20 protein-coding genes are annotated in these 23,962 nt (G+C 54.8%); 7 read left to right on the top strand and 13 right to left on the bottom strand.

Features of this window, described 5'->3' with window-relative positions; translation table 11 throughout:
• Positions 1 to 31: 31 nt before the first annotated feature.
• The 4 genes from JFC11_RS06935 to JFC11_RS06950 form a co-directional block, all read right to left on the bottom strand.
• The gene (locus JFC11_RS06935) at positions 32 to 850 is read right to left on the bottom strand and encodes a TraX family protein (protein WP_095603842.1); all 819 of its coding nucleotides are present in this window, start codon (positions 848 to 850) and stop codon (positions 32 to 34) included.
• Positions 851 to 966: 116 nt separating this feature from the next.
• A complete protein-coding gene (locus JFC11_RS06940) occupies positions 967 to 2,595 on the bottom strand; it encodes a serine hydrolase (protein ID WP_198349062.1) in 1,629 nt (542 codons plus the stop codon).
• Positions 2,596 to 2,652: 57 nt separating this feature from the next.
• Positions 2,653 to 4,329 (bottom strand): ShlB/FhaC/HecB family hemolysin secretion/activation protein, encoded by a 1,677-nt coding sequence (locus JFC11_RS06945; RefSeq protein WP_198349063.1) that lies wholly within the window; start codon positions 4,327 to 4,329, stop codon positions 2,653 to 2,655.
• Positions 4,326 to 5,618 carry a serine hydrolase domain-containing protein gene (locus JFC11_RS06950; protein ID WP_198349064.1) on the bottom strand — a complete coding sequence of 431 codons (1,293 nt, stop codon included), beginning with the start codon at positions 5,616 to 5,618 and terminating at the stop codon, positions 4,326 to 4,328. Before JFC11_RS06950 ends, JFC11_RS06945 begins: the two co-directional genes overlap by 4 nt.
• Before the next feature lie 212 nt (positions 5,619 to 5,830).
• Between JFC11_RS06950 and JFC11_RS06955 the strand changes: the two genes are divergently transcribed.
• On the top strand, positions 5,831 to 8,560 hold the full coding sequence (locus JFC11_RS06955; protein ID WP_198349065.1) for an AAA family ATPase: 2,730 nt from the start codon (positions 5,831 to 5,833) through the stop codon (positions 8,558 to 8,560).
• A gap of 325 nt (positions 8,561 to 8,885) precedes the next feature.
• Here the strand turns inward: JFC11_RS06955 and JFC11_RS06960 are convergent, their stop codons facing one another.
• From JFC11_RS06960 to JFC11_RS06980, 5 genes are all read right to left on the bottom strand, one after another.
• Positions 8,886 to 9,656, bottom strand: coding sequence for a transporter substrate-binding domain-containing protein (locus tag JFC11_RS06960; RefSeq protein WP_038477046.1), 771 nt, complete (start codon positions 9,654 to 9,656; stop codon positions 8,886 to 8,888).
• A 197-nt stretch (positions 9,657 to 9,853) separates the two neighbouring features.
• Positions 9,854 to 10,585, bottom strand: a complete 732-nt coding sequence (locus JFC11_RS06965) for an ABC transporter permease (RefSeq protein ID WP_038477043.1) — start codon at positions 10,583 to 10,585, stop codon at positions 9,854 to 9,856.
• Between the two features lies 1 nt (position 10,586).
• Entirely contained in the window at positions 10,587 to 11,288 is a 702-nt protein-coding gene (locus tag JFC11_RS06970; protein ID WP_038477040.1) for an ABC transporter permease, read from the bottom strand.
• A gap of 15 nt (positions 11,289 to 11,303) precedes the next feature.
• Positions 11,304 to 12,074, bottom strand: a complete 771-nt coding sequence (locus tag JFC11_RS06975; RefSeq protein ID WP_038477037.1) for an ABC transporter ATP-binding protein — start codon at positions 12,072 to 12,074, stop codon at positions 11,304 to 11,306.
• Between the two features lie 239 nt (positions 12,075 to 12,313).
• On the bottom strand, positions 12,314 to 13,297 hold the full coding sequence (locus JFC11_RS06980; RefSeq protein ID WP_038477034.1) for a succinylglutamate desuccinylase: 984 nt from the start codon (positions 13,295 to 13,297) through the stop codon (positions 12,314 to 12,316).
• A gap of 329 nt (positions 13,298 to 13,626) precedes the next feature.
• Here JFC11_RS06980 and wrbA point away from each other — a divergent pair, with 329 nt between their 5' ends.
• The gene (wrbA, locus tag JFC11_RS06985; RefSeq protein WP_198349066.1) at positions 13,627 to 14,226 is read left to right on the top strand and encodes an NAD(P)H:quinone oxidoreductase; all 600 of its coding nucleotides are present in this window, start codon (positions 13,627 to 13,629) and stop codon (positions 14,224 to 14,226) included.
• A gap of 63 nt (positions 14,227 to 14,289) precedes the next feature.
• Here wrbA and JFC11_RS06990 read toward each other — a convergent pair whose 3' ends face one another.
• Positions 14,290 to 15,363: a tartrate dehydrogenase gene (locus JFC11_RS06990; protein WP_038477027.1), complete on the bottom strand. Its 1,074-nt coding sequence runs from the start codon at positions 15,361 to 15,363 to the stop codon at positions 14,290 to 14,292.
• A gap of 17 nt (positions 15,364 to 15,380) precedes the next feature.
• Positions 15,381 to 15,896: a lipocalin family protein gene (locus JFC11_RS06995; protein WP_038486135.1), complete on the bottom strand. Its 516-nt coding sequence runs from the start codon at positions 15,894 to 15,896 to the stop codon at positions 15,381 to 15,383.
• Between the two features lie 225 nt (positions 15,897 to 16,121).
• Between JFC11_RS06995 and JFC11_RS07000 the strand changes: the two genes are divergently transcribed.
• Together JFC11_RS07000 and JFC11_RS07005 are read left to right on the top strand one after the other, a co-directional pair.
• Positions 16,122 to 16,550 (top strand): secondary thiamine-phosphate synthase enzyme YjbQ, encoded by a 429-nt coding sequence (locus tag JFC11_RS07000; RefSeq protein WP_038477024.1) that lies wholly within the window; start codon positions 16,122 to 16,124, stop codon positions 16,548 to 16,550.
• Positions 16,551 to 16,601: 51 nt separating this feature from the next.
• Positions 16,602 to 18,839: a glycosyltransferase gene (locus tag JFC11_RS07005; RefSeq protein WP_198349067.1), complete on the top strand. Its 2,238-nt coding sequence runs from the start codon at positions 16,602 to 16,604 to the stop codon at positions 18,837 to 18,839.
• An 8-nt stretch (positions 18,840 to 18,847) separates the two neighbouring features.
• Here the strand turns inward: JFC11_RS07005 and JFC11_RS07010 are convergent, their stop codons facing one another.
• Positions 18,848 to 19,543, bottom strand: coding sequence for a TVP38/TMEM64 family protein (locus JFC11_RS07010; RefSeq protein WP_038477021.1), 696 nt, complete (start codon positions 19,541 to 19,543; stop codon positions 18,848 to 18,850).
• A gap of 209 nt (positions 19,544 to 19,752) precedes the next feature.
• On the opposite strand from JFC11_RS07010, the gene JFC11_RS07015 reads away from it, so the two are divergent.
• From JFC11_RS07015 to JFC11_RS07025, 3 genes are all read left to right on the top strand, one after another.
• Entirely contained in the window at positions 19,753 to 21,204 is a 1,452-nt protein-coding gene (locus JFC11_RS07015) for an alanine/glycine:cation symporter family protein (RefSeq protein WP_038477018.1), read from the top strand.
• Positions 21,205 to 21,385: 181 nt separating this feature from the next.
• Positions 21,386 to 21,991, top strand: coding sequence for an FMN-dependent NADH-azoreductase (locus JFC11_RS07020; protein ID WP_198349068.1), 606 nt, complete (start codon positions 21,386 to 21,388; stop codon positions 21,989 to 21,991).
• A 27-nt stretch (positions 21,992 to 22,018) separates the two neighbouring features.
• Complete coding sequence (locus JFC11_RS07025) at positions 22,019 to 22,318, top strand: MGMT family protein (RefSeq protein WP_038477012.1); 300 nt, start codon at positions 22,019 to 22,021, stop codon at positions 22,316 to 22,318.
• A 49-nt stretch (positions 22,319 to 22,367) separates the two neighbouring features.
• Here JFC11_RS07025 and JFC11_RS07030 read toward each other — a convergent pair whose 3' ends face one another.
• Positions 22,368 to 23,936 (bottom strand): carbon-nitrogen hydrolase family protein, encoded by a 1,569-nt coding sequence (locus tag JFC11_RS07030; protein WP_095603829.1) that lies wholly within the window; start codon positions 23,934 to 23,936, stop codon positions 22,368 to 22,370.
• Positions 23,937 to 23,962 lie beyond the last annotated feature (26 nt).

Below are 23,962 nucleotides of genomic sequence, written 5' to 3' on the forward strand. Positions count from 1 at the left end.
AGCCGCCTGATTAGGGCGGCTTCGTTGTTGATTACCCCGCCAGTTGGCCGCTAAGCAATAGCCACAGCGCAATTAAAGCAAAGTGTCCTGGATACCAAGCAAGCCATAGACGGCGTGGCATGGCCAGGGCTACGGGGGGTACGCGTTGGGCAACGCCTGCTGCCAGCATCAATACCACCACGCAAGTGCCAACGGTAAACGACTTTGCCATGTCTGAAGCGTTCATTTGACCAGCTATCCAAAGTGCGGGAAACGCGGCTAAACCTGCCCACAAGCGCGATTTTAGTGCGTCGCGGGTTTCGTTAAGTGCCTGCATGGCGAACATTAATAGCGGAATCAGTAGCAAACCGTTATGGCCGTACTCCACCCAGAAGCCCAACAAATACCAAACGGTTACGCCTACCGCTGCTCCAAGCATTAGCCATGCTAACCCTAGCGTCTGCTGTTGATAGTGCTGCCAACCTTGGCGAACCAGCGCCCCCAGCGCTAGTCCACAAGCAAGCGTGAAGCAGACGTTAAGAATAAAATCGTCAGACGCGCGTGGCATCAGCATATAAGGCAACTGAGCCACTAAACCAATGATCAGTATGCGGCGCGAGTAGCGTAGTGGGTTGCGGGTGTTAAACAGCCCGTGCCAGGCTACCATTGCCGCAAACAGGGGAAAGGCGATACGGCCAATGGACGAGCCTGCCCAACTTAAATCCCAGTCACCCGGCAACACATAGCGAGTAAGGTGATCCACGGTCATGGTGAATAGCGCCAGCCATTGCCCCCAGGCGGTCCAATGAGAAGAGGGGCGCGCATTGTAAGCCGCCTCGGTGGAGACGTTTGCATTGGTTTGTTCAGCCATGAGACTTCCTTGTGAGTTTCCTTACTGGATTACAGACTCGATTTGGCTGAGCAAGTTCGGTACTAGTTTAAGTACTAGTTTAAGTACTAGTTTAAGTACTGGGGTGGCAGAGCGTTTCAGCTAAATGGCCGGTGAAACTCTCCAAGGCCCGCCTCGTTCAGATGTTCTACGGTTATCGTTTCTGCCTTCCCATCCGCGCCCATGGTGAATTCGACCTGCGAAACCGAGCCCTCTGGTTGGTTCTCTGTCACCGGGAAGGCGACAAAGCGGTCGCCATCCCAGTGGGTCAACCGCAGGCGCTGTGGTGCGGGGCCAACCTCGAGCACCAAACCGTCAGCGGTCTCACGTACCTCAGCCGCCCCGAAATAGGCATTGTCATAGTCCCCAGTATAAGCTTCGGCAGGCCGGGCTTCGGTGGGCTCAGCTGGAGGTGTCACGCCCACCAGATCCCCGACTGGGGCCGAGAGCGGTGCGATGCGCGGCCCGTAGGCCGCTAGCCAGTCGCGTTGTTCCACACCAAACTCTGCGCGATCAAGAAAGCTGGCAGTCAATGCCTCGGGGAGGCCGGTGGGGCTGGCATTGGTCAGCACGATGATCCCAAGCCCTAGGTCCGGCAGCATCGAATAGGAGGTCGCCGCACCAAAGGCGAAGGCCCCCGAATGGCTCAGCACAACGCGCCCGGTGGGGCGCACGCCGACACCAAAGCCGTAGCCATAGGTGCCAGCCCTATCAGCCGCGTCACTGGGGTGGCCGCTGATGGCATGTGGCGAAAGCGCGGGCACGAGAGCTTCGGGCGCAATCAGTTGCTGCCCTTCAAAACGCCCGCTGGAGAGAACCAGTTTCATCCATTTCGCCATGTCTCGAGCGCTGGAACTCACCCCGCCCGCCGGACTTTGCGCATCGGGCTGGCGCAGATCTGCCACTCTAAAGCCGTTGGCATCCGGCACATGGCTTGCTGCGCGATTATCGCGCGCCATGTAATCCGAGTGGCGCGAACTGGTCACCTCCATTCCGAGCGGACCATAAAGCGCCTCTTCCGAGAGCGTTGACCAGTCCTTGCCGGTTGCGGTGGCTACCGCCTCGGCCGCAGCGGTCAGGCCGAAGTTCGTATAGGCGTAATCGGCCCTGAACTGCCCCATGGGCAGCTGCGCCAGCCGCTCCAGCACCGCGCGACGGTCATAGCCTACATCCTCGAGATCATCACCAGCGTGATCCGGCAGGCCCGAGCGGTGCGCATAGAGATCTCCGATGGTGACATGATTGCTGACCCACGGATCGCCCAGGTCGAACCAGGGCAAGTGGTTGCGCACCGGATCGTCCCAACTGACGATCCCATCTGTGACCTGCGTGGCCACCACTGTGGCTCCGATAGATTTGGACAACGAAGCGAGCAGAAAGACTGTATCCGCATCAACCTGTTCCTCCGCGCCCTCCGCCCGCAGCCCCCAGCCGCGCATCAGCAGTGTCTCTTCCCCGTGCACCACGGCAACGGCGAGGCCCGGTACTCCGGTCCGCTCCAACATATCCTGCACCAGCTCATCCAGCGAGGCGACTGCTTCGTCGATCCGCGCCTGCGGCACCGGCAACAGGTTCGCCCGCGCAGGAGAGACTGCCGGGTCCGGCAAGGCAATGGTCGGCAGCGTCCCCGCATGGAGCGGGGCATTGAGCGCAAGCAGCGCTGCAGCAGCGCTTAGAACGCCCAAGGCCGACCTCAGAAGGGGGCGTGCGGCTTTCGGTGTGGTCATATCAGGGTCTCCTGTGGGATGGATAGCGCGACGGGCGAGGCGATGCCTCCTGCCGGATTAGAATGGCATTGCCAGCTGGAAAATTAGCTTGCCCCCCTTGTCCTCCACTATGTCAGAACGGGTCCAGGGAAGCGCACCGATAACCTGGAAATTCAGCCGTTCCTCTAACGTTCCACCAAGGCCTACTCCATAGGAGCCAAGATACATGTGTCCGGTGACGTCGTCGGACCAGGCTGCGCCGTAATCCACGAAGGCCGAGGTTGAAAGCGTGGGCAGGAATGCCAGCCCGATATCGACCTCGTGGCTTACCTGGGCCGAGGCCGCTGCACCTTTGTCGCCAGAGATAGTGCCGCTATCGAAGGCTCTGCCATAAGTCTCGCCGCCGATACCGAACTGAACAGCGCCCGGCAGGGGCCTGCCAGCGTATTGGCCGCGAGCCAGTAATGTCATTGTCGTCGTCTCGCTGAAAGCCTGTGTGTAGTCCAGTTCGGCGGTAACAAAGTGGAAATCATCCGGCACCGCGCCCATATCAATATCCGAGTTCGTGCCGAGATTCACCGCTCCTTCGAGGTTGATCTCGGATGTCTCAAAGCTCTGACTATATTGCAGTGAGTTCGTCACCCAGCGGATCCGGCTACGGGCAGCGGCCGAGCCAAGAACGTCGACGTCATCGTTACGCACCGTCAGTTCAGCCTGCCCCCAGAGCGAGCGGTCCAGCGTCCTCAGAAACGGGTAGGACATAAACGCCGTGCCCATAGCGGATGTTACATCGATGTCCGGCGCGCCGGCTCCCCCGTCGGGGTGTTGGCGCAGGTAAACAAAACTGTAGCCCGCGTTAAGGCCGTTCGATCCGAGCGGATAGCTTTGCATCATTTGAAGCAAGGTCATCCGGTCAGGGTGTTGCGGTGTGATGACACCGGTCAAATTGGTGGTCTCGAACTGGTTCAGGACATCGTTAAAGGTCACCACACCGGCCATTTGTAATGGGCCAACGGTGTCGGATCCCAGATTGTCGAGTCCGATCATTCCTGAGCTGCGATATTGTCCGATCTCCAGGCGCAGCACCCCGCCGCCCGTCGCGCCTTCGGGGCGCACAAAAGTCCCTTCAATCGAAAGTCCGGCAAGATCACTCATCAACAACAGTTCACGCTCGGCCGCCTTTACCCGAATAGGATGCATGTCGAGAATACGTTGCAGGTAGGGTGCCAACCGTGTCTCGATGCCAGGAATATGACTGTTGATCTCGATGCGGTCGACATAGCCTTCAAATACCTGCAGCCGGATCTGTCCGTCAGAAAAATCCTGCACCGGCACCACTGTCTTGGAAAAATAGCCCGCAGCGAGATAGGCCGCGTCAACAGCATCTGCCATGCGGTAAAGATCAGCCAGCGTAATTTCGGCACCGATTCGGCCCTGCCAGATCGGCGTCAACGTCGACAAAGGTAGGGTCCGCGCCCCATCAACGCGCACCGAAGCCAGGCGAATACGGATGCTTTTGGCGCGCTCTAAGTCGATCCTGTCGCGCTCGTCCTGCACGCCGATGGCGACACGGCCCACCTGAGGCGGCGGTTCGTAGCGTTGTAGGATGACAGTTTGCCCAGATAGGATGCGGTTGACGTCTGGCAAGCCCTGCGACAATGCTGGGCCCGCATAACAGGCACAAAGCAGAGCAGCAGCACCCAAGCGGAGAGCTGAGGAACGGCTGTGCTGGAACAGCAATGTCAGCGCGCTCACTCTGCTGAGGCCGTCGGTGTCATAGAAAACGGATGCCCGAGGGCAACGGATAGCGCTTCAAACACGCGACTCGCGGGCGAGCTGCACGCAAGGTCTTCGGGGTTGTCCGGTAGCACGTCCTCGTCCCCGCAATCCCCCGAAGGGATGTCGCTGTTGGCCTGTACGACTACCGTTGTATCCGTCGTCGTGTCGTAGAACACCGTCGTGTTGTAACCGGGCAGCTCACCCGTGTGGCCGACCCAGCCGTCAACGCACCCCATGGCGATGCCGTAGCCCGCCGGCTCGGGGAAGGATCGCAGACGCTCCTGCTGCGCCTCCGCGCCCAACAGGCCCTTGCCTGTGCCGAGGGAGCGTCCATAAACCAGCAGGTCATCGAGGGTTGAGATCATTCCGCCTGCTGTCCATCCCCAGGACGGGTCCCAATGCGTCGCGTTCGAGGGCGCAGCCGGCGTTGCAGCATCACCTTGTAGAGTAAATCCCTGCGGATAAGGTTCTGGCATGAGGGCAGCACCGTCAGGGCCGGTGGTCTCTGTCAGGCCCAGCGGGTCCAGGATCATCGAAGTAAAGACAGTGTCGATATCTTGCCCGGTCACCTGTTCGATCACGAGGCCCAGCAGCACAGTATTGGTGTTCGAATAATTGAACTTCTCACCTGGTGCAAAGATCGGCGAGCCGGGGAAGGCAAAATCAAGCAGGTCTTGCGGAGTATAGTGCAAGCTAGGATCTGAGAAAAAAAGATCAAGGAAGGGATCCGCCTGAGTATAGCTCAGCAAGCCGCTGGTCATGCTGGCCAGATGGCGCAGGGTGATGATATCGCCGTTGGGAACGCCAGGCACATACTGGTCGATCGTATCGTCGAGTGATAGCTTGCCAGCCTCGGCCAACTGCATCAGGGCGGTGCCGGTGAAGGTCTTGGTGACCGATCCGATCCGTGTGTGCATGCCGACTTCCATCGCAGCATCGGTTTCGGGGTCTGCGACGCCCCAAGCACCGCTCCATCGGCCCTCGGGTGTGACAACGCCGGCAATAACCCCCGGCGCAGCGGCTTCGTCCAACGCCCCACGTACGGCCGCATCGAGGGCGCGGATCAGCGCCTCAGGCAGTGGCGCGTCGGGTGGCGTGATGGCCGCACGGGCCGTTACTGCCGCCGGGTCTGCCACGCAGAACTGCTGCGCCTGATCCTGAGACTGCGCTGTAACGGGGGCAGCGAGGGCAAAAGCCATGGCGCAGACCGAGAGGCCAGGCCGAAACTGGCGGGCCGTTCTGTGATGGAGTCTGATCGCTGTCATGTGCCTGTCCCTCGTCTGTTATGCACTTGCTGCTTGGATTGCTTCGAAAGCGAAGATAGCCCATTTATGATTGCAAACAAAGAAATGTAAAGTTCAATTAAGGTGCAATATGGGTATAATTTGCGCTTTATTAAGCCATTTACTTAGCTGCTGCCGCTGCCTCCATTCTCGCGCCATGGCCTGCGGCAGTTAGCCTTGAGGCCCCCTACGGCATGATTTCGGAAGATATCAAGGTCAACCTATGCGAAGGCATCCTGCTGTGCGGCGAAGTGCAGATGCGCCTGCGCCCCAAGACTTTGTCCGTTCTAGTGGCACTGGTAGAGCAGCAGGGCGAAGTGGTCAGCACGGCTGATTTGCGGCGCATGATATGGGGCAACAGCCATGGCAACGAGGCGGGGCCCAAACAATGCATCCGCGAATTGCGCCGGATGCTGGACGACAACGCCCAGGCCATCGGCCTGATCGAGACAGTGGGCCGTCGAGGCTACCGGCTGACGCGTCCGATCCCGCTGATCGGCGCTGCGTCGGAGGATCTCGTGGTGGCGCCAAAAACGCTCTGCCTCGGGCGGGATAAAGAGCTGGAAGCCTTGAATGAAAGGGCCGCCGCCGCCAAGCGCGGTCGACGAGCGCTGGCTTTTATTGCGGGCGAAGCAGGGGCTGGCAAGACACGCCTTCTGGAAGCATTTGAGGCTAGTTTATCCCAGCGCACGCCGCTGTGGATCGCCCGGGGTCAGGCCATCGCTCACCCTGGCGCACGCGAACCCTACGGGCTGCTGATGGATGTGTTGACGCAACTCATGGTCGGGCCTGAGGGGGCCACGCTGGCGCGACTTCTGCCACTCGTCGCTCCCTCTTGGGTCAAGCAACAACCCGGGCGTCGCTTGGAGGCGGAAGCGTTGGATCGTACTCACCGCGACTCAATGCTGCGGGAGTTCTTGGAGCTGATGGAGCGGCTGACCCGTGGCCGTCCTGGCGTTCTCGTGCTAGAGGATCTGCACTGGGCAGACCCCAGCACGCTAGCCTGGCTAGCGGCTTGGGGGCTACAACGCACACCGGCGCGATTACTGGTTCTGGGTAGCTATCGGGATGACGAACTAGATCGAGCTGGGACACTTGCGACAACACTGAGTCAGCTAAGTCGGCAGCCAGACTGCAGGTTGATCACCCTTGGCGGTCTCGATGAGTCGGCAGTGTCTGGATACCTTGCGGAACGGTTCCAGGGCAACTCCTTTCCTCCCGATTTGGCGCAGGCCCTCGCCCACCGAACCGAGGGCCATGCCATGCTCGTTGATGCTGCGGCAGACTTTTGGCAGGCGCAAGGCCTTGTGTGGCGCAGCGAGGCCGGCTGGCAGCTTTCTTCCACACCCGAAGCGCTGGTCGCAGCCATCGCTCCAAGTGTCCGCACCCTGATCGAGACCGAACGCACCAGCCGCCTGCTGGCCGAGGAACGCAGCTTGCTTGAAACCGCCAGCGTGGCGGGACCGACCTTTTCCGCCATCGATCTAGCCGATAACCGCGACGAGGTGGAAGCGGCGGAGCGGCAGCTGGAGCACCTCGCGCGGAACCGACGGTTTATCACCCGCGCGGGACTCAGCCATCGGCCTGACGGAACGGTAGCCACGCGCTACGCCTTCCGGCACGCGCTACATCACGAAGCGCTCTACGATGGGCTGCCGGCAGCAAACAGGCAAGGCACGCACCGAAGGGTCGGTCTCCGGCTGGAGATCAGCCACGGTCACACAGCGGGCGAGATCGCCCCCGTGCTGGCCGATCACTTTGAACGTGGCGCCGACTGGCCGCGCGCCGCACACTATCGCGTGCTGTCCGGGCGGCGTGCGCAGGCGCGCGGCGCCCCCATGGATGCAGCAGAACAGTTCCGCCGTGCACGGGATCTGCTGACTCGAGGCAGCGGGACCGGTACGGCGAAGCCTGAGGCCGACCGCGCGACCGAACTCGACGCCCTGCTCGGGCTCGGGGCGGCGCTCATCGCCTCAGATGGATTTACTGCGGAAGAGCTTCGGGAGGTCTACCGCCGCGCGGGTCAACTAGCCGCCGAGGTCGGCGATCCCGCCACGACGATCCCAGTTCTCGCAGGGCTCTGGAACGATCATCTGACGAGGGCTGAACTGACCCGTGCCGAAGATCTCGCGCTAGGGCTGCAGGCACTCGCGGGGCAGGCACCGGCCCATATGGCGATGGTAGCCCATAATGCCGTCGGACAGACCCGGTTTTTCACCGGCGCCCTACCGGCCTGCACCGTGGAAATTGCCGCTGTGCTGGAGATCGCGCCGCGATATGCCGAGCAGGACGGTAATGTCCTCTTCGGTGAGGACCCAGAGGTTGTATGTCGCCAGTACGCGGCCTGTGTCGCCGAATTAACCGGCGCCTCGGCAGAGGCAGAGCGGCACCTCGCCGCTGGCAGTGCGCGTGCCGACCGATTGGGCGCCGCCTTCGGACGCGCCCAGATGCTCTGGTGCGGAGCGGTTTGCGCACGTCTACGTAGCGATATTGAGCTAACCCGTGACCGGGCAGAAGCGTTAGTCGCTCTGTGCCGGACTGAGGCAGTGCCCGTTTGGGGCGATGCAGGCGAGATGCTGGCAGGCTGGGCGCAGGCAATGTCCGGCGACACAACCGGGGCCTCGCGGATTGCGAAGGGGCTCTCGGCCTTCAGTGCGATGGGCGTCAGGATCACGCTACCCTTCTGCCACGGACTCGCCGCAGAGGTTGCGGGGAACATGGGTGATCCAGTCGCAGGGATGCACGCCTTGCGTCAGGCTTTCGCAATAGTCCGGGCGAGCGGCGAGCGCTGGTACCTCGCCGAGCTTCACCGACTGCGTGCTGGGCTGGCCCAAGAGGCAGGCCGCCTCGACATCGCCCGCCAGGCGCTCGCACGTGCCGAAGCCGTGGCACGGGCACAGGGGAGGGTCGAACTGACCATATGAGAACGGCGCTACAAAAGTTGGCCACGCTAGCAGCGGGATGAGCCGACTTTTAGCAATTAAATCTCAGCTTTTGTCTGTAAAATTGTGCATTAAAGAATCACGCGCAGGTGCGTGGGATGGCACGGGCGTGCCAATAGGGGAAGGCTATTCGTCGAACCGTTCGCTCAGCTAAAAGCAGGCGATATCACCGCTAGTGCCTGGGAGGAGAGTGCCTAGAACTGGTATTTGCAACCATAATGGCACTGAAAGAAGAGTAAGTGTGCATGATAGCTTCTCGCGGTATAAGCCTCCCCGATAGGGGGAGGCATACACATGCTGCTAGCGCTTACTCTTCGCCAAAGTAGCGAGCGAAAATTTCGTCGTAAGTGCCGTCTTCTTTCAACTCAGCAAGGGCTTCGTTGAATTTCTCAGCAAGGGCTTCGTCACGCTGACGGAAGGCGATACCAAAACCTTCACCGAAAACTTCCTTGGGCTCGGTAACCATCTCTCCGACCACTTTGTAGTCGCTATCTTCGTTTTCAAGCAGGGTAGATTTGCCCACTGAAAACTCCAGGAAGACAGCGTCCAGGCGCTCTGCATCCATATCCAGCACCATGTCATCGGCGGTGGAGTAGCGGTTGATAGTAGCGGTATCGCCAAAGGTATCGGTGGCGAAGTTGTCATAGGTGGTGCCGCGCTGTACGCCGATGGATAAACCCTCAAGGGTTTCCACTGTAGCCTCTTCAAGGTCGCTGTCTGCTGGAGCGAACCAGGCGCCGGGCATGGTGATATAGGGGTCGGAGAAGAGCAGTGTCTGGCGCCGCTCTTCGTTGATGGTCATCGACGACATGATGGCATCGTAGTTGCGCGATAGAAGGCCAGGAACAATGCCATCCCATTCTTGCTCGACCCACTCACAGGTCACGCCCATCTGATCACAAAGGGCGTTGCCAAGGTCGATATCAAAACCGGTCAGTTCACCATCGGCTGTGCGGTATTCCATTGGTTCGTAGGGGACGTCAACACCAATGCGCACATGATCGTAATCCCGCGCTTGGGCAGAAGAGGCGGCAGCAATGGCTAAACCAAGCACAGATACTGTTAGTAGTTTCTTCATTCTTATACTCCGTAGAAAGCAGGTTCACTAGAGGTGATCCCCTTTAACGTACCCTAGGTTAGGGCGAACGAAAAGAGGGAGCGTTGCTATGAACCAACGTTTGTTTGACGGTACAACAAACGAGGCTGTTTTTATTACTCGATGCTTTTGTTGTTAAGTGCTCTTGGTACGGTGCTCTTGATACGGTGTTGTTGATACTAAGTGTTTTGCGGCCTTAAGTGGGCCAACAGCTTTTTCTCCAGGAAACGGAAGAAGTACAAAATGGCAAATGTGAGGCAAAGATAGATCACTGCTACAAATAAGAAAGCATCAAACGGTGCGTAGAAGCGGGCATAAACGAAGCGTGCAGCCCCTGTCAGATCCATTAGCGTGACGACGCTGGCAATGGCGCTGGCATGCAGCATAAAGATAACTTCGTTGCCATAGGCGGGCAGGGCACGTCGGAAAGCGCTGGGCAGAATAATACGCCGCATCATGAGGTTTTGTGACATGCCGTAAGCCCTGGCAGCTTCAATTTCCCCTTTGGATGTCGCTTTGATAGCCCCTCGGAAAATCTCAGTCGTATAGGCCGCCGTATTAAGCGTGAAGGCAATCAGCGCGGGGTAGAAAGCTTCCCGCAGGATTGGCCACAAAAATGTTTCTTGGATACCGTCAACAAACACCACGCCATAGTAAATGATGTATAGCTGAATCAGCAGTGGCGTGCCACGAAAGACATAGGTGTAAAAATAGATGGGTAAACTAATCCATTTATGCTTTGAGCTGCGCATAACGGCAAGTGGCACTGCCAGTATTAAGCCCGCTACCAAAGAAAGGAATACCAGTTGGGTTGTCGTAACTAGCCCTTCCCAGTAGTAGCCTAACGTATCTGGGGTGAAAATTACGTTGCCAGCTAGCAGGTCGTTGAACCACGCAGAAATATCCAGCATCTCATTGCCCCCCAAAGCCAATGTCGTAACGTTTTTGTAGCCGCACGAAGATCCACTCGGATACGCTAGCAATCAGCAAGTAAGCCGCTGCGACGGGAAGTAAGAAAGTAAAGGGTTCATGGGTGGCTCGGGAAGCCTCCGCAGCGACGCGAACCATATCCGTCAAACCGATCACTGATACCAGTGCCGTTGTTTTAAGCAGCACCATCCAGTTGTTAGATAAGCCAGGGAGTGCGTGGCGCATCATTTGCGGAAAGCGAATACGCCGAAATACCAAAGCGCTGCTCATGCCGTACGCTTTTCCCGCTTCAATCTGGCCGTTATCCACTGCCATGAAAGCGCCGCGGAAAGTTTCACCCATGTAAGCACCAAAAATGAACCCAATAGTGAGAACACCCGCCGCGAACGCATTGAAATTAATATAGATATCAATGTCATAATGGTCATAAAGCATATCGCTAATGGCGTTAACACCGATCTGACCACCAAAGAACAGCAGCATCATCAGCACCAAGTCCGGTACGCCGCGAATAACGGTGGTGTATACCGTCGCAGTGCGGTGCAGGAACCAGTTGCGTGACATTTTGGCAGTCGCCGTTAACAAGCCAAGTAAAATGGCTAGAATAAGCGACAGAACCGCTAATTGAATGGTAACACCCGCCCCTTCGATCAGGCGGGGGCCATAACCTTGCAAATCAAGCATGGTGTGCCTCGCTGATCAATATTTGGGGGCCAGAAATTGCTTTAAGCGCGGTGATTGTGGGTTGCCCAGCACATCAGCAGGCGCGCCAGCTTCTTCTACCAAGCCTTGGTGTAGGTAAATTACTTTGCTGGATACATCGCGGGCAAAGCTCATTTCGTGAGTGACCACCACCATGGTGCGCCCTTCATCGGCTAAGCCGTGCATTACTTTCAAAACGTCGCCGACCAGTTCTGGGTCAAGCGCCGACGTTGGCTCATCAAACAGCATTACTTCGGGATCCATCGCGAGCGCTCGGGCAATTGCACCGCGCTGTTGCTGTCCACCCGACATTTGCGCCGGGTAGGCATCAGCGCGTGCGCTTAGCCCAACGCGCTCGAGCAGTGCACGTGCGTGTTCGATAGCTTCTTTTTTGGGTTTTCCCAAGACATGAATAGGTGCTTCGATAATGTTCTCAAGCAACGTCATGTGGGCCCATAGGTTGAAGCTCTGGAAAACCATCGACAGCTTGGCACGCATTTGCACGACTTGTTTCCAATCGGCAGGTTCGCGGCCATGTCTGGTCGTTTTAAAGCGAATCTGCTCGCCATGAACGAACAATTCACCCTCGTCAGGTTGTTCCAGGAGGTTCATACAGCGCAAGAAGGTACTTTTGCCAGACCCTGATGCACCAATGAGAGTGATGACATCACCCTTTTGAGCTTCGAGAGAGAGGCCTTTGAGAACTTCTGTATCGCCAAAGCGCTTTTTTATATTGCGCACTTCAAGAGGGGTAGGCGTATCAGCCATAACAGTGGCTCCAGTACAGGGTTGCCGCATCAGCAACAGGTTTAAAACACGTGCTTGATAGACGGCTGGCGCGAAAAAAGGGGCGATTCTATCAGGCCTTGTGCATATTGCGTGCTTTCCTTATGCGATTAATAAGAAAAACGTTCGTTTCAACATACATTGATAAGCCTTGAAAAGCCTCTACGTTATTGTTGTTAAAGCGTTTTTTAACAAATTTTCTTGATATGATGCGTAGGTCGTTAGCTGGCGTGAGAGGGGACAACTAGTAGTGCTGCCCGTGCACCAATCTCTACCTTTGCATTGGGAAATACCACATGCAAAGGCGTGTCCCCAACAATAAAATCACCCGCTACGCTATCTTTGGCGAGACAAGTGCCCGGCTCAAAGCGGCTGAAATTGGGGACATCTTCATCGAAACAGAGACAAAAGGTTTCTGCCTGACGCATTAGCTCATGTTGAACTTGGAAAAACCTCATCGTGTCAGCGGGCTTTTTAGGTGGCTGCTCCCCAGCGCTAAGCGCGCTAATAAGCGTTAACATCGGCGCTAATGCAGCCATATCGTTTTCTCCAAAGGGCGCAACGCGGCCTAATTCGAAAGTGAAGGCTTGGGCAGCATGGTAGTGCTTACTGTAGTGAGAAAACGTCCAACTGTGCTGGTGTTGGTGTAGCACCGCTTGCATATCCGCCGCCGCAAGCCATTCCCACTGCTCTGGATTGATCATGGTTTCTGCGAACGGCTCTACGACAAAGCGAGTATATAGGCTACCGCGAATAGCCGTGTGTAAATCGTAGTGGAGTTTAGGGAGTGCCTGATGACGATTATAAAAACCGTCTACCGCTGACATTAACTCGCGAGCCCGATCAGGTTCTTCGCCTGTTTCGGCGAGTTCGCGCTGAAATAAGCGGTTGAGGTTCGTCTTAATAAACCGCTGCTGGGCCTTTAAGGCAGGTAGGTTGCCTAAAATCACTAGTACGGGAGCACCAATGGTGACCGTGCCGGCCTCTATCGCAGATAGCCAGTTACCCAACAGTTCCACGGGGGCCGTTTCGTTACCGTGTATCGCAGCAGAAAACACGCAAGCGTGAGCCGCTGGGCGAACGGTCGCCGGGGTTATCTCTAAAATCCCCGGTGCATGTAATTGATAGGTGCCGCTGCCAAAGCGGCCGGACCGCGGAGAAGGGTGTTTGTCATCGAGAGTCCAATCAAGCCATTGGCCAAGCATGAAGTTTTCCTTGAGCAGGGAGCGTCAGCTTTTTGTAATGTTGTACCTTTAACACGCTGAAGCTTAACCACAAGGGGGGACGTCGATAGCATGAAAAACGCAGGTGCGAACATGAAAATTAAGCGCAAAAAGTATCCATGCTCATTGATGTATATTAAAGGGTGCTAATCGATAAAATCGAAGGAGAGCATCGAAAACATTCGCTTTTTTCTACGCTAGGCTGAGCTATTTTATTAACAGATTTTCATAAGCCTTTTTCATAAACCCTTTTCATAAACCTGAGAGGGGCAAGACACAGCACTACCAGAAAACACTACAAGGAGTGAGTAATGACAAAGGTATTAGTTCTTTATTATTCCATGTACGGACATATTGATACGCTAGCTGCCGCGGTGGCAGAGAGCGCTGAAAGCGTTGATGGTGTTGAAGTTACCGTTAAACGTGTACCTGAGACTATGCCAGAAGAAGCTTTCAAGAATGCTGGCGGTAAGCAGGACTTCACGACGCCAGAAGCGACGCCACAGGAGCTTGCTGACTACGACGCAATCATTTTTGGCACGCCAACGCGGTTCGGCAATATGGCTGGCCAGATGCGTACCTTCTTAGATCAAACCGGTGGGTTGTGGGCCAAGGGCTCGCTGCGCGGCAAGGTGGCTAGTGTGTTTACCTCTACCGGGACCGGCGGTGGTGATGAAATGACCATTACCTCCACCTGGACAACGTTGGCCCATCACGGCATGGTGATTGTGCCGATTGGCTATGGTATTGAAGAGCAGTTCGATATTTCCAAAGTGAGCGGTGGAACACCCTATGGCGCATCCACGCTTGCCGGCGGCGACGGCTCACGTCAGCCGGATGATCGTGAGCTAAAAATTGCCCATTTCCAAGGTAAGCATGTCGCGGAAATTGCTGCGAAGCTGGCGAGCTAACGCCCGTTTGCCAACACGCTTGAAACGCAATGCCTCACTGTTTTTACAGTGAGGCATTTTTGGTTAGCCGCTAATGCGTTCAGCAATCGCTTGACCCAGACTTAGCGTATTGCCTAGCCCGCCAATATCTCGTGTGAGTACTTGGCTGTTGCCTTCGCTCAACACGTCTTCAATGGCTTTCACCATCGTATCAGCGGCTTCTTGATAGCCCAGGTGCTCTAGCATCATGGCACCGGACCAGATTTGGCCAATCGGGTTAGCAATACCTTTGCCAGCGATGTCTGGAGCGCTGCCGTGAACTGGTTCGAACAGGCTGGGGAACATGCCTTCCGGGTTGATATTAGCAGAGGGCGCAATGCCGATAGTGCCGGTGCAGGCGGGGCCAAGGTCTGAAAGAATATCGCCAAACAGGTTACTGCCAACCACCACATCAAACCAATCTGGATGCAGCACAAAGTTAGCGGTCAGAATATCAATGTGAAACTTATCCACTGCAATGTCGGGATACTGCTTGGCCATTTCGGCAACCCGCTCATCCCAGTAGGGCATAGTGATTGAAATGCCGTTGGACTTGGTGGCTGAGGTGAGCTTTTTACGCGGGCGGGTTTGCGCAAGCTCAAACGCATACTTCAGCACTCGGTCGACGCCGACTCGGCTCATCACCGTCTCTTGAAGCACAATTTCACGCTCGGTGCCTTCAAACATTTTGCCGCCGACACTTGAATACTCGCCTTCGGTGTTTTCGCGCACTACGTAAAAGTCGATATCGCCTGGCTCGCGGCCTGCTAATGGACTTTTGATGCCCGGCATCAGTTTGCAGGGGCGTAAGTTGATGTACTGGTCAAACTGGCGACGAAACTGTAGCAACGAGCCCCAGAGTGAAATATGGTCGGGCACTTTGTCGGGCCAGCCGACGGCACCATAAAATAGCGCATCAAAATCTTTGAGCTGCTCAAACCAGTCGTCGGGCAGCATTTTACCGTGCTCTAGATAATAGTCACAGCTGCCAAATTCAAACGTTGTGAATGCTAGGTCAATGTTAAAACGCTTTGCGGCAGCTTCCAGGGCGCGAATGCCTTCGGGCATGACTTCGGTGCCAATACCGTCGCCAGCGATGACTGCAATGCGGTGGGCCATAGTGGCTCCTTCTGTGATTAGCGTTCGGGGCAGGTTTGATCTTGTACGACGTCAATCAATTCATTAGTGGGGAAATTAAGCTCGGCGGCGCGCTGGCGTAGTCGCTCTTCCACCGCGCTTTCCATGACTGGTGTACGCGAGAGAATCCATAGGTAGTCGCGGTTTGGGCCTGATACCAGCGCCCACTGATAGTCTTCATCCAGTTCTAAAACGTTATAGCCGCCATAAAAAGGGCCAAAGAAGCTGACTTTTAACCGCCCGATGTTTTCTTCGTCAATAAAGTAGGCGCGGCCTTCAGCTTCATTCCATTCTTGCTCTGTGAGATTGTAGCCCCGGTTGATAACGCGCACGCCGCCATCGTCACGTAGGCTGTAGCTAGCCGTTACGCAGTCTAAGTCTCGTTCAAAGGAGTGATCCAGGCGGGCGATTTCATACCACTGACCTAAATAGCGGTTAAGTTCAAAGCCTGTGACAGGCTCGGTGCCGTCAGGAATGCCGGTGCAGCCAGTTAATACAAGGCTACTGAAGGCCATAAGCCCAGCAATTTTCCCCACTTTCTTCTTTGGTGTTTGGGCGGAAATGAGCATTACACGCTCCTAATGACTGCATGGTATATAAGTGTTAAATCTATCAGTATGGCGAAATAAGCGCTATTAACGGTTTCTTTTGGAGGTGCTATTGCCGGAAGGAAGTGAAAATAGGCTATGGTATTTCTGTACCGAGTAAGCCCTTACAATACCTACAACAAAGGAGTGTTTATGTGGCATCAACAAGAGATTCACTTACCCGAAATGCCTAGGGGCTTTCATCTAATTACGGATGAAATCGCCAGGGCACTGCCGTGCTTGGCCGAGTGCAGTCAAGGGCTACTGCACCTGCAGTTAATGCATACCTCTGCCTCACTTACGCTAAATGAAAACTCCGATCCTGATGTCCGTCACGACCTGGATGCCTTTATCCGCCGCTTAGTACCTGAAGGACTAAGCTATTTTCGCCACACTCTTGAAGGCCCCGACGATATGCCTGCTCATGTCGCCTCTAGCTTACTGGGTACTCAGCTGACGCTAGCCATACGTGATGGCCGCTTGGCGCTGGGCACCTGGCAGGGGTTGTGGTTAGGTGAGCATCGAGAGCAAGGAGGTTCGCGCCGTTTGTTGGCAACGATAAACGGTCGTGAAGCGAATTGAACATCCGATCTCTTTCTTTTCTAACGTCTTCTATTCAATAAGCGCCTCTACATGCTTCGACGCTCTTTTCGCCTGACTCGTCAGCGCTGGCTGAGACTTCTGTTTGTGCTCAACCTCGCGTTGGTGGCGGGGCTGGTTATTCACCAAATATGGCTCTATGTGGCTGAGCCTAAATTTGAGGCATTGCACACTAGAGAAGTAGCGGATATCCGTGAGCAACTCGCTGGACGAAACACCTACCGTTTTGCGGTGGTAGGTAATATCAATAATTCAGTGAATGTGTTTCAGGATGAAATTATTCCCAGGATGAACCAAAGCGATATTGATTTTATGGTGTCAGCGGGGAACGCAGTGAGTGGGGGGCAGCAGGAGAGTTACAAGGCGATTTACCAAAGCTTAGAGCAGTTAAACGTGCCGTATGTGCTGACTTACGGTGACCATGAAAGCAATGATTTTGGCAGTTATCTTTTCTATGAATACTTTGGCCCGCATTTTTATTCCTTCGTTGCGGGTAACAGCCATTTCATCTTTTTGGATGGCACGGGTAAGTCGTCTACCTCATGGCAGCTAGATTGGTTAGAGCGCGAGCTGGCTGCCTCGGAAGCGCAGCATCGGTTTTTGTTCATTGGCTTGCCACTGCATAACGTGATTAGCGATGCGCCCTTATTTGAAGCCGATAATTACCTCAATGATCCACGGTTGAGTGAAGGTATTATGCGCCTGTCGGAGCAGTATGCGGTGGACAGCGTGTTTTCGGCAAACCTGTCGCTTTATTCACACCAAACGGTAAATGGGGTGGATTACGTCACCACGGGTGGTGCTGGCGGCATTTTGATGGATGCAAATGACAGGTTTCATCACTATGTGGTGGTCGAGGTAAATGGCGAAAATGTGACAATAACGCCCGTTCGGCTGAATGTGGATAGTCCAGGCTGGTGGCGTATGCTAAGCAGCGTTGCCTCAACGGTTTATGCGTTTTTTTACGTCAGCTACCCTCGCTTCCTGCTCATTGTCGGAGTGTTGTCACTACTGGCGATGCGCTTGTACCGACTGATTTTTGAAGAGCGCCACTATTACCCAGATTTTGATATCGATCCAACACCGTATCTAGAGAAGCCCCTGCGGGTGGCGATGATATCGAATAACTATTTCCCGTTCGTATCCGGTGTGTCGGTTTCCGTGGAGCGACTTCGTCAGGGGCTTAGCGAGTTAAAACATCAGGTGCAGTTGTTGGTGCCCCGTTATCGGGAAGCGTGGCAAGACGATGATACGATCTTGCGTGTACCCACTATGATGGCCTTTGGTGAAAAGCGTGAGTTCCGTTTGACCAATCCGTTTAGTGCACGTTTTCGCCGCTGCCTGCACCGCTTTAAACCGGATATTATCCATGTCCATCATCCTTTTTGGCTGGGGTCGATGGGGCTATGGATGGGGCGCCGGCTACGTGTGCCGGTTGTCTATACCTATCACACGCGGTTAGAGCATTACGCACACTTTGTGCCGCTTCCTGGGGCTCTGTTTCGTAATTTGATTTCCCATTCGTTGATCAAACACTTCTCTAACCGTTGCCAAGGCGTCATCGTGCCCACCTACTCGGCAGAAGAGTATCTGCGCATGATTGGGGTGAAAACACCGACGCTGATACAGCCTACGGGCATTGATGCGGCGCGATTCGCCGACACAGATCGTGATGCGTTGGAAGAGCTGCGCCATCAGCTTTCCATCGACCCAGCCGATACGGTGTTGGTGAGTGTCTCGAGAATTAGCCAAGAAAAAAATATTGGTTTTATGCTGGAGGCATTGGCGGAGTTGAAAAGCCAGGGGAGCCAGTCGTTGCGCTTGTTGTTAATTGGTGATGGCCCAGATCGACAAACCATTCAGCAGCATATAGAAGCGTTGGCGTTGCAGGAGCAAGTGACCTTGGTGGGCGCTGTGCCGCCGGAGGATATGGCACGCTATTACCACTTAGGTGACATCTTTGTGTTTGCATCTACTTCTGAAACTCAAGGCATGGTGATTTTAGAAGCCATGGCCGCAGGCTTGCCAGTTGTTGCGGTACGCTCTAGTGGTATTGATGACGTAGTGCGTGATGGCTTTAATGGCTATAAAACGCCGCAAAATCGGCAAAAGTGGGGTCAGCGGGTGATGGCGTTAGCCGAGGATAACGCGTTGCGGGTTACCCTGGGCAAGCAGGCAAAAATATTTGCTAACGACTATGATATCGCTAAGTTTGCAGGGGCGGTCGCGCATTTCTATGCCGAAGTACTGGCCAAGTATTACGCGAAATAGCCCACACTTTAGGCTGTGTCGTTGTTGTTTTTGCTAGACCGAGAGGTCGCTACGCGCTTTAGCAACCATAGCAGCCCCACGCCAGCGCCAAGGCCTATTACCGCCCACGCTAATTCTTGATGAGACGCCGCGGTGAATAGTGCGCCCAATTGGCTTCCTAGCAGTATTACTGCCGCGAGCCCAGGCACAATTCCCAAGGTCGAACCGATCATGTAGTCGCGAAAATTAAGATGAAACGCGCCGGCCAGCATATTGGTGAGCGTGAAAGGGGCTAAGGGCAACAGATTGATCACCGTCATGGTGCGAATGCCGCGCCTGGATAAGTAGCCGGAAAGCCCACGCAAATGGCGTCCGCCATAGCGCATTAGCGCATCGCGCCCCATCCAATGGCCTACCCAGTAAGACGCTACCGAAGAACTAAGCGTACCCAGCGTGGCATAAGCCAGTCCCCAAAGCGGCCCAAACAGTAGGCCGGTCAATACGACTAGCAGGCTTAATGGAAACATGATCAGTAACGAGCCGGTATAAACGGCTATCACGGCGACAAACATCCAGGGAGCTTGCTTCCATTGACTGATGGTGGACGCTAGCTCGGTCAGGTGGGTTTCGGTGAGTAAGCCTTGCTGCTGAAGCCAGCGCCACATGATACCCAGCATTACTACTACAACGACTAGCCCAATGCCTTTTAGTAACGTGCGTGACATCTGTTTCCTCGTCGCTGGTACTAAACAGCGACAGCATACGTTAGAGGCGTAACAGGATGAAATCATATTCGGTGTTTAAGCGCGGCTAATGAGACCAATTTAGTTAGTGGTAATGGCTGTCTGATAGGAATTTTTCCATTTTTCTTGCCATTTTGGTGCAGCCGTGAAGAATGAGGCGCCTCCACTGTTATACAAAAGGCGCGTTACCTATGGATTTTACTCTTCCTCCTCTGTTGACGGCGATGGTTGATCGCGGCAACGGACTGCTATGGGGCAGTGTGCTGATCTACCTGCTGATCGGTGCTGGCCTCTACTTCACTATCATGACCCGCGGTATCCAAGTACGTTATTTCGGGCACATGTTCAAACTGCTGCGCAGTTCACGTCAATCTAACGGCGGTATCTCTTCTTTTCAGGCACTTTCTACCAGTCTGGCGGCACGGGTAGGTACCGGTAACCTAGCTGGTGTGGCGGTAGCGATTTATTTTGGTGGTCCCGGCGCGATCTTTTGGATGTGGATGACCGCTATGGTGGGTATGGCGACCAGTTTTGTGGAGTCCACTCTAGCCCAGGCCTATAAAGTTGATCACGGTGATAACACCTTCCGTGGTGGCCCGGCTCGCTATATTGAACGTGGCCTGGGGCTTCGCTGGCTGGCAGTGCTGTTTTCAATCTGCTTGATCATCGCGTTCGGGTTGGCGTTTAACAGCGTACAGGCCAACTCCATCGCCCAGGCCATGGAACAGGCATTTGCCATTCCCACCTGGGCCATGGGGTTAGTTCTGATGGCGGTGGTTGCGCCCATTATATTTGGTGGCCTGAAGTCGATTGCTAAAGTAGCTGAGTTAGTGGTGCCGCTGATGGCACTGTTGTATTTGCTGCTGGCTCTCACGGTGGTGGCGCTCAATATCAGCGATTTGCCCGCTGCCTTTATGACCATTATTAAAAGTGCGTTTGGTTTAGAGCAGGCGGCTGGTGGCGCAATGGGGTATGCCATTTCTCAAGCCATTATGAACGGTATTCAGCGTGGTCTGTTTTCTAACGAGGCGGGTATGGGGTCGGCGCCCAATGCTGCCGCGACCGCCAGCACTCGGCCAGACCATCCCGCTGCACAGGGTTTTATTCAAATGCTGGGCGTGTTCTTAGACACCTTGGTCATTTGTACTGCCACTGCGGCCATCATCATTATGGCTGGGCCTGAGCTGCTGGCTGGCGAAGAAAACAACGGTATTCAGCTTACCCAAATAGCGCTCTCTAGCCATGTGGGTGATTGGGGCGGTATGTTTATTGCCGTGGCGATCTTGCTGTTTGCATTCACTTCGGTGATCGCTAACTACTCATACGGTGAATCTAATATTGAGTACTTGGCAGGCCGTCGTGCGCCTATTGCGGTGCTGATTTATCGCTTGGCGGTACTCGGCATGGTGATGATAGGCTCGGTTGCAAGCTTAGGTGCTATCTGGAATTTTGCCGATCTTTCCATGGGTATGATGGCAGTGATTAACTTAGTGGCTATTTTGCTGCTGTCGCCGATTGCCTTCGCACTGTTCCGTGATTACGACGCTCAGTTGAAAGCAGGTCAAGAGCCTGTCTTTGATCCCAGTAAATTCCCTAAATTGGTAAATAAAGTAGATCCTAGCGCGTGGCCAAAGCGGAAATAAACGCTATTTTTTGACGCGATAGACGAAAGCCCCGTTACTGCGAGCACAGCAGAGCGGGGCTTTTTGTTGTTGATAAATTCGATTTTTTCGAATGAGATAGGGGAAACGTTGCGCTTTTTTTAATCGAAAAGCGCCGTAAAATAGTTACCAGAGTTCCCACTAATACGTTAGGAAATTATCCATGACCACACGTGCACTGCTTGTAACTTCTTCTATTCTAAGTGAAAACGGCCAGTCCAATGCGTTGGCCAACCATTTTAAAACCAAAACGGAAGCCCACGATGTAGTGGTTACTCATCGTGATGTAGTGGCTAACGCGTTACCGCACCTTGCGATCGAAGAGCTCGGTGCATGGCAGACACCCGCAAACGAGCGCAACGCCGATCAGCAGGCACTAGCAGCTCACTCTGACGAATTGTTGGCAGAGCTACGGGCGAGTGATGTCCTGGTACTGGCGGTTCCGCTGTATAATTTAGGTATCCCGTCCCAGCTGAAAGCGTGGTTTGACCGCGTACTGCGCGCTGGTGAAACCTTCCGCTACACTGAAAATGGCCCGCAGGGTTTGCTTGAAGGTAAGCGTGCGATTATTTTAGCTGCTCGCGGTGGCCAGTACGCAGGGACTGAATTAGACAGCCAAACGCCACATCTTAAAGCCATGCTCGGTTTAATGGGCATTAGCGATGTGGATGTGGTCTTTGCGGAAGGCTTGAATATGGGTGACGCTCAGCGTGATGCTGCGCTAAAAGAAGCGTTTCAAGCGATCGATCAACTGGTCGAAACACTCTAGTAACACGTTGATTTACAAGAGGTGGTAATGCCACGCCCTGAACTGCTCGAACAGATTTATACCATTGTTGATCAGATTCCTGCTGGGCGGGTAACCACCTACGGGCGTATCGCGGCGATGACGGAAGGCGCCACGCCGCGCATGGTTGGCTCGGCGATGCGCCACTTACCAGAAGGGCATCAGCTACCCTGGCATCGCGTCATTGCTGCGTCGCTAACGCTAGCCGACCACGGCGGTGCTGATCGCCAGCATCAGAAACTGCGCGATGAAGGCGTTATGTTTGATAGCAAAGGGCGTGTGCCTGCCCATCTTGTCTGGCCTGATTGAGCCAGAAGCGCTTTAAAAATAACGCCGCCCATTCGGCGGCGTTATTGGTTTACTCTTCCAGATTAGCCCCAGACTTCCAGGACCAGTCGCGCCAGCGCAGGTCAAATAGATCTTTGCGGCGGTCTTTCAAGTTGGTTACTGAGCCTTCGGCACGCACAACAGTAAGGCGAGTCAGGTCTAGGTCCGAGAAGAAGATCATCTCGGTGTTAGGCGTGGTTTCCGCCAGCACTGCATCGTGTGGGAAAGCGAAGTCAGACGGTGAAAACACGGCTGATTGGGCATACTGGATATCCAGGTTTTCAATCGAAGGTAGGTTGCCGACGCTGCCACACAGTACTACGTAGCACTCATTTTCAATGGCTCTTGCTTGGGCGCAGTGGCGTACCCGCAGATAGCCGTTTTTGGTATCTGTCCAGAACGGTACAAACAGTATATCCATATCCTGATCGGCTAGCAGACGGCCAAGCTCCGGGAACTCAACGTCGTAGCAAATCAAAATGCCCACGCGACCTGCGTCGGTGTCAAAGACCTGCAGGTTATCACCCCCTTCGATCACCCAGTCGCGGCGTTCTTGGGGGGTGATATGCAGCTTCGACTGCTTTTCGATTTCGCCATCCCGGTGGAACAAATAGGCAATATTGTATAGTCGGTCATCGTCACCGACTTCAATCATTGAGCCACCAACGATGTTGATGTTATACGACACCGCCATCCGCGATAGCTCAGTTTTAAAGCGCTCGGTGAAACCTGCTAAAAAGCGAATCGCGCCCATTTGATCCTGCTGGGCCGAGCGGTCTTGTAGGCCCATCAGTGGCGCATTGAACAACTCCGGAAATACCGCAAAGTCACTTTGATAATCTGATAATGCGTCAACAAAGTATTCAATTTGTTGAAGGGCTGCTTCCACTGAAGCGAATTCACGCATTTGCCACTGCACTGCTCCCACTCGTACCTGAGTCGGGCGGGTATCTAGCACGCTCTCAGCAGGCTCGAACAGGATGTTGTTCCACTCCAACAGAGTGGCATAGCCGCGAGACTGCTCATCTTCTGGCAGGTACTTACGTAGTAAGCGTTTTACTTGGAAGTCGTTAGCCAATTGAAACGACAAAATCGGATCGTAAATCTCTTTACGAGAGACTTTTTCGATGTACTCTGCTGGGGTGAGTTCTTGGGCGTGCTGGTGGTACTCGGGAATGCGTCCACCTGCCAGAATGGCACGCAGGTTATGCGAGCGGCACAACTCTTTGCGGGCTTCATATAAACGCCGACCCAGGCGGTAGCCACGGTAGTCGGGGTGGATCAACACATCCAGCCCGTACATGGCATCGCCATCTTGGTCGTTAAGGATGGTTTCACGATGGCCGATCAGGTCGTCATATTTATGCGGGTTAGAAAACTCGTCGTAATCGACCTGTACCGTTAGCGCAACGCCCACCAGCGTACCATCGTCCTCAATGGCAATTTGGCCATCAGGAAATTCCTGAATGAGCTTGTCAATAGTGTGCTTTGGCCACGCACCGCCGATGTCGTGATATACCGCATCCATCAGCGTTTTGAGCTGGTCGTAGTCATCGCTGGTGAGGTTGCGAAGATTAAGGTGCAGTTCTTCTAGGGACATATTCAGGGGTTCCCGGCCGTCGAATG

The sequence above is a fragment of the Vreelandella alkaliphila genome (genome assembly GCF_016107625.1).
Classification (GTDB): Bacteria; Pseudomonadota; Gammaproteobacteria; order Pseudomonadales; family Halomonadaceae; genus Vreelandella; species Vreelandella alkaliphila.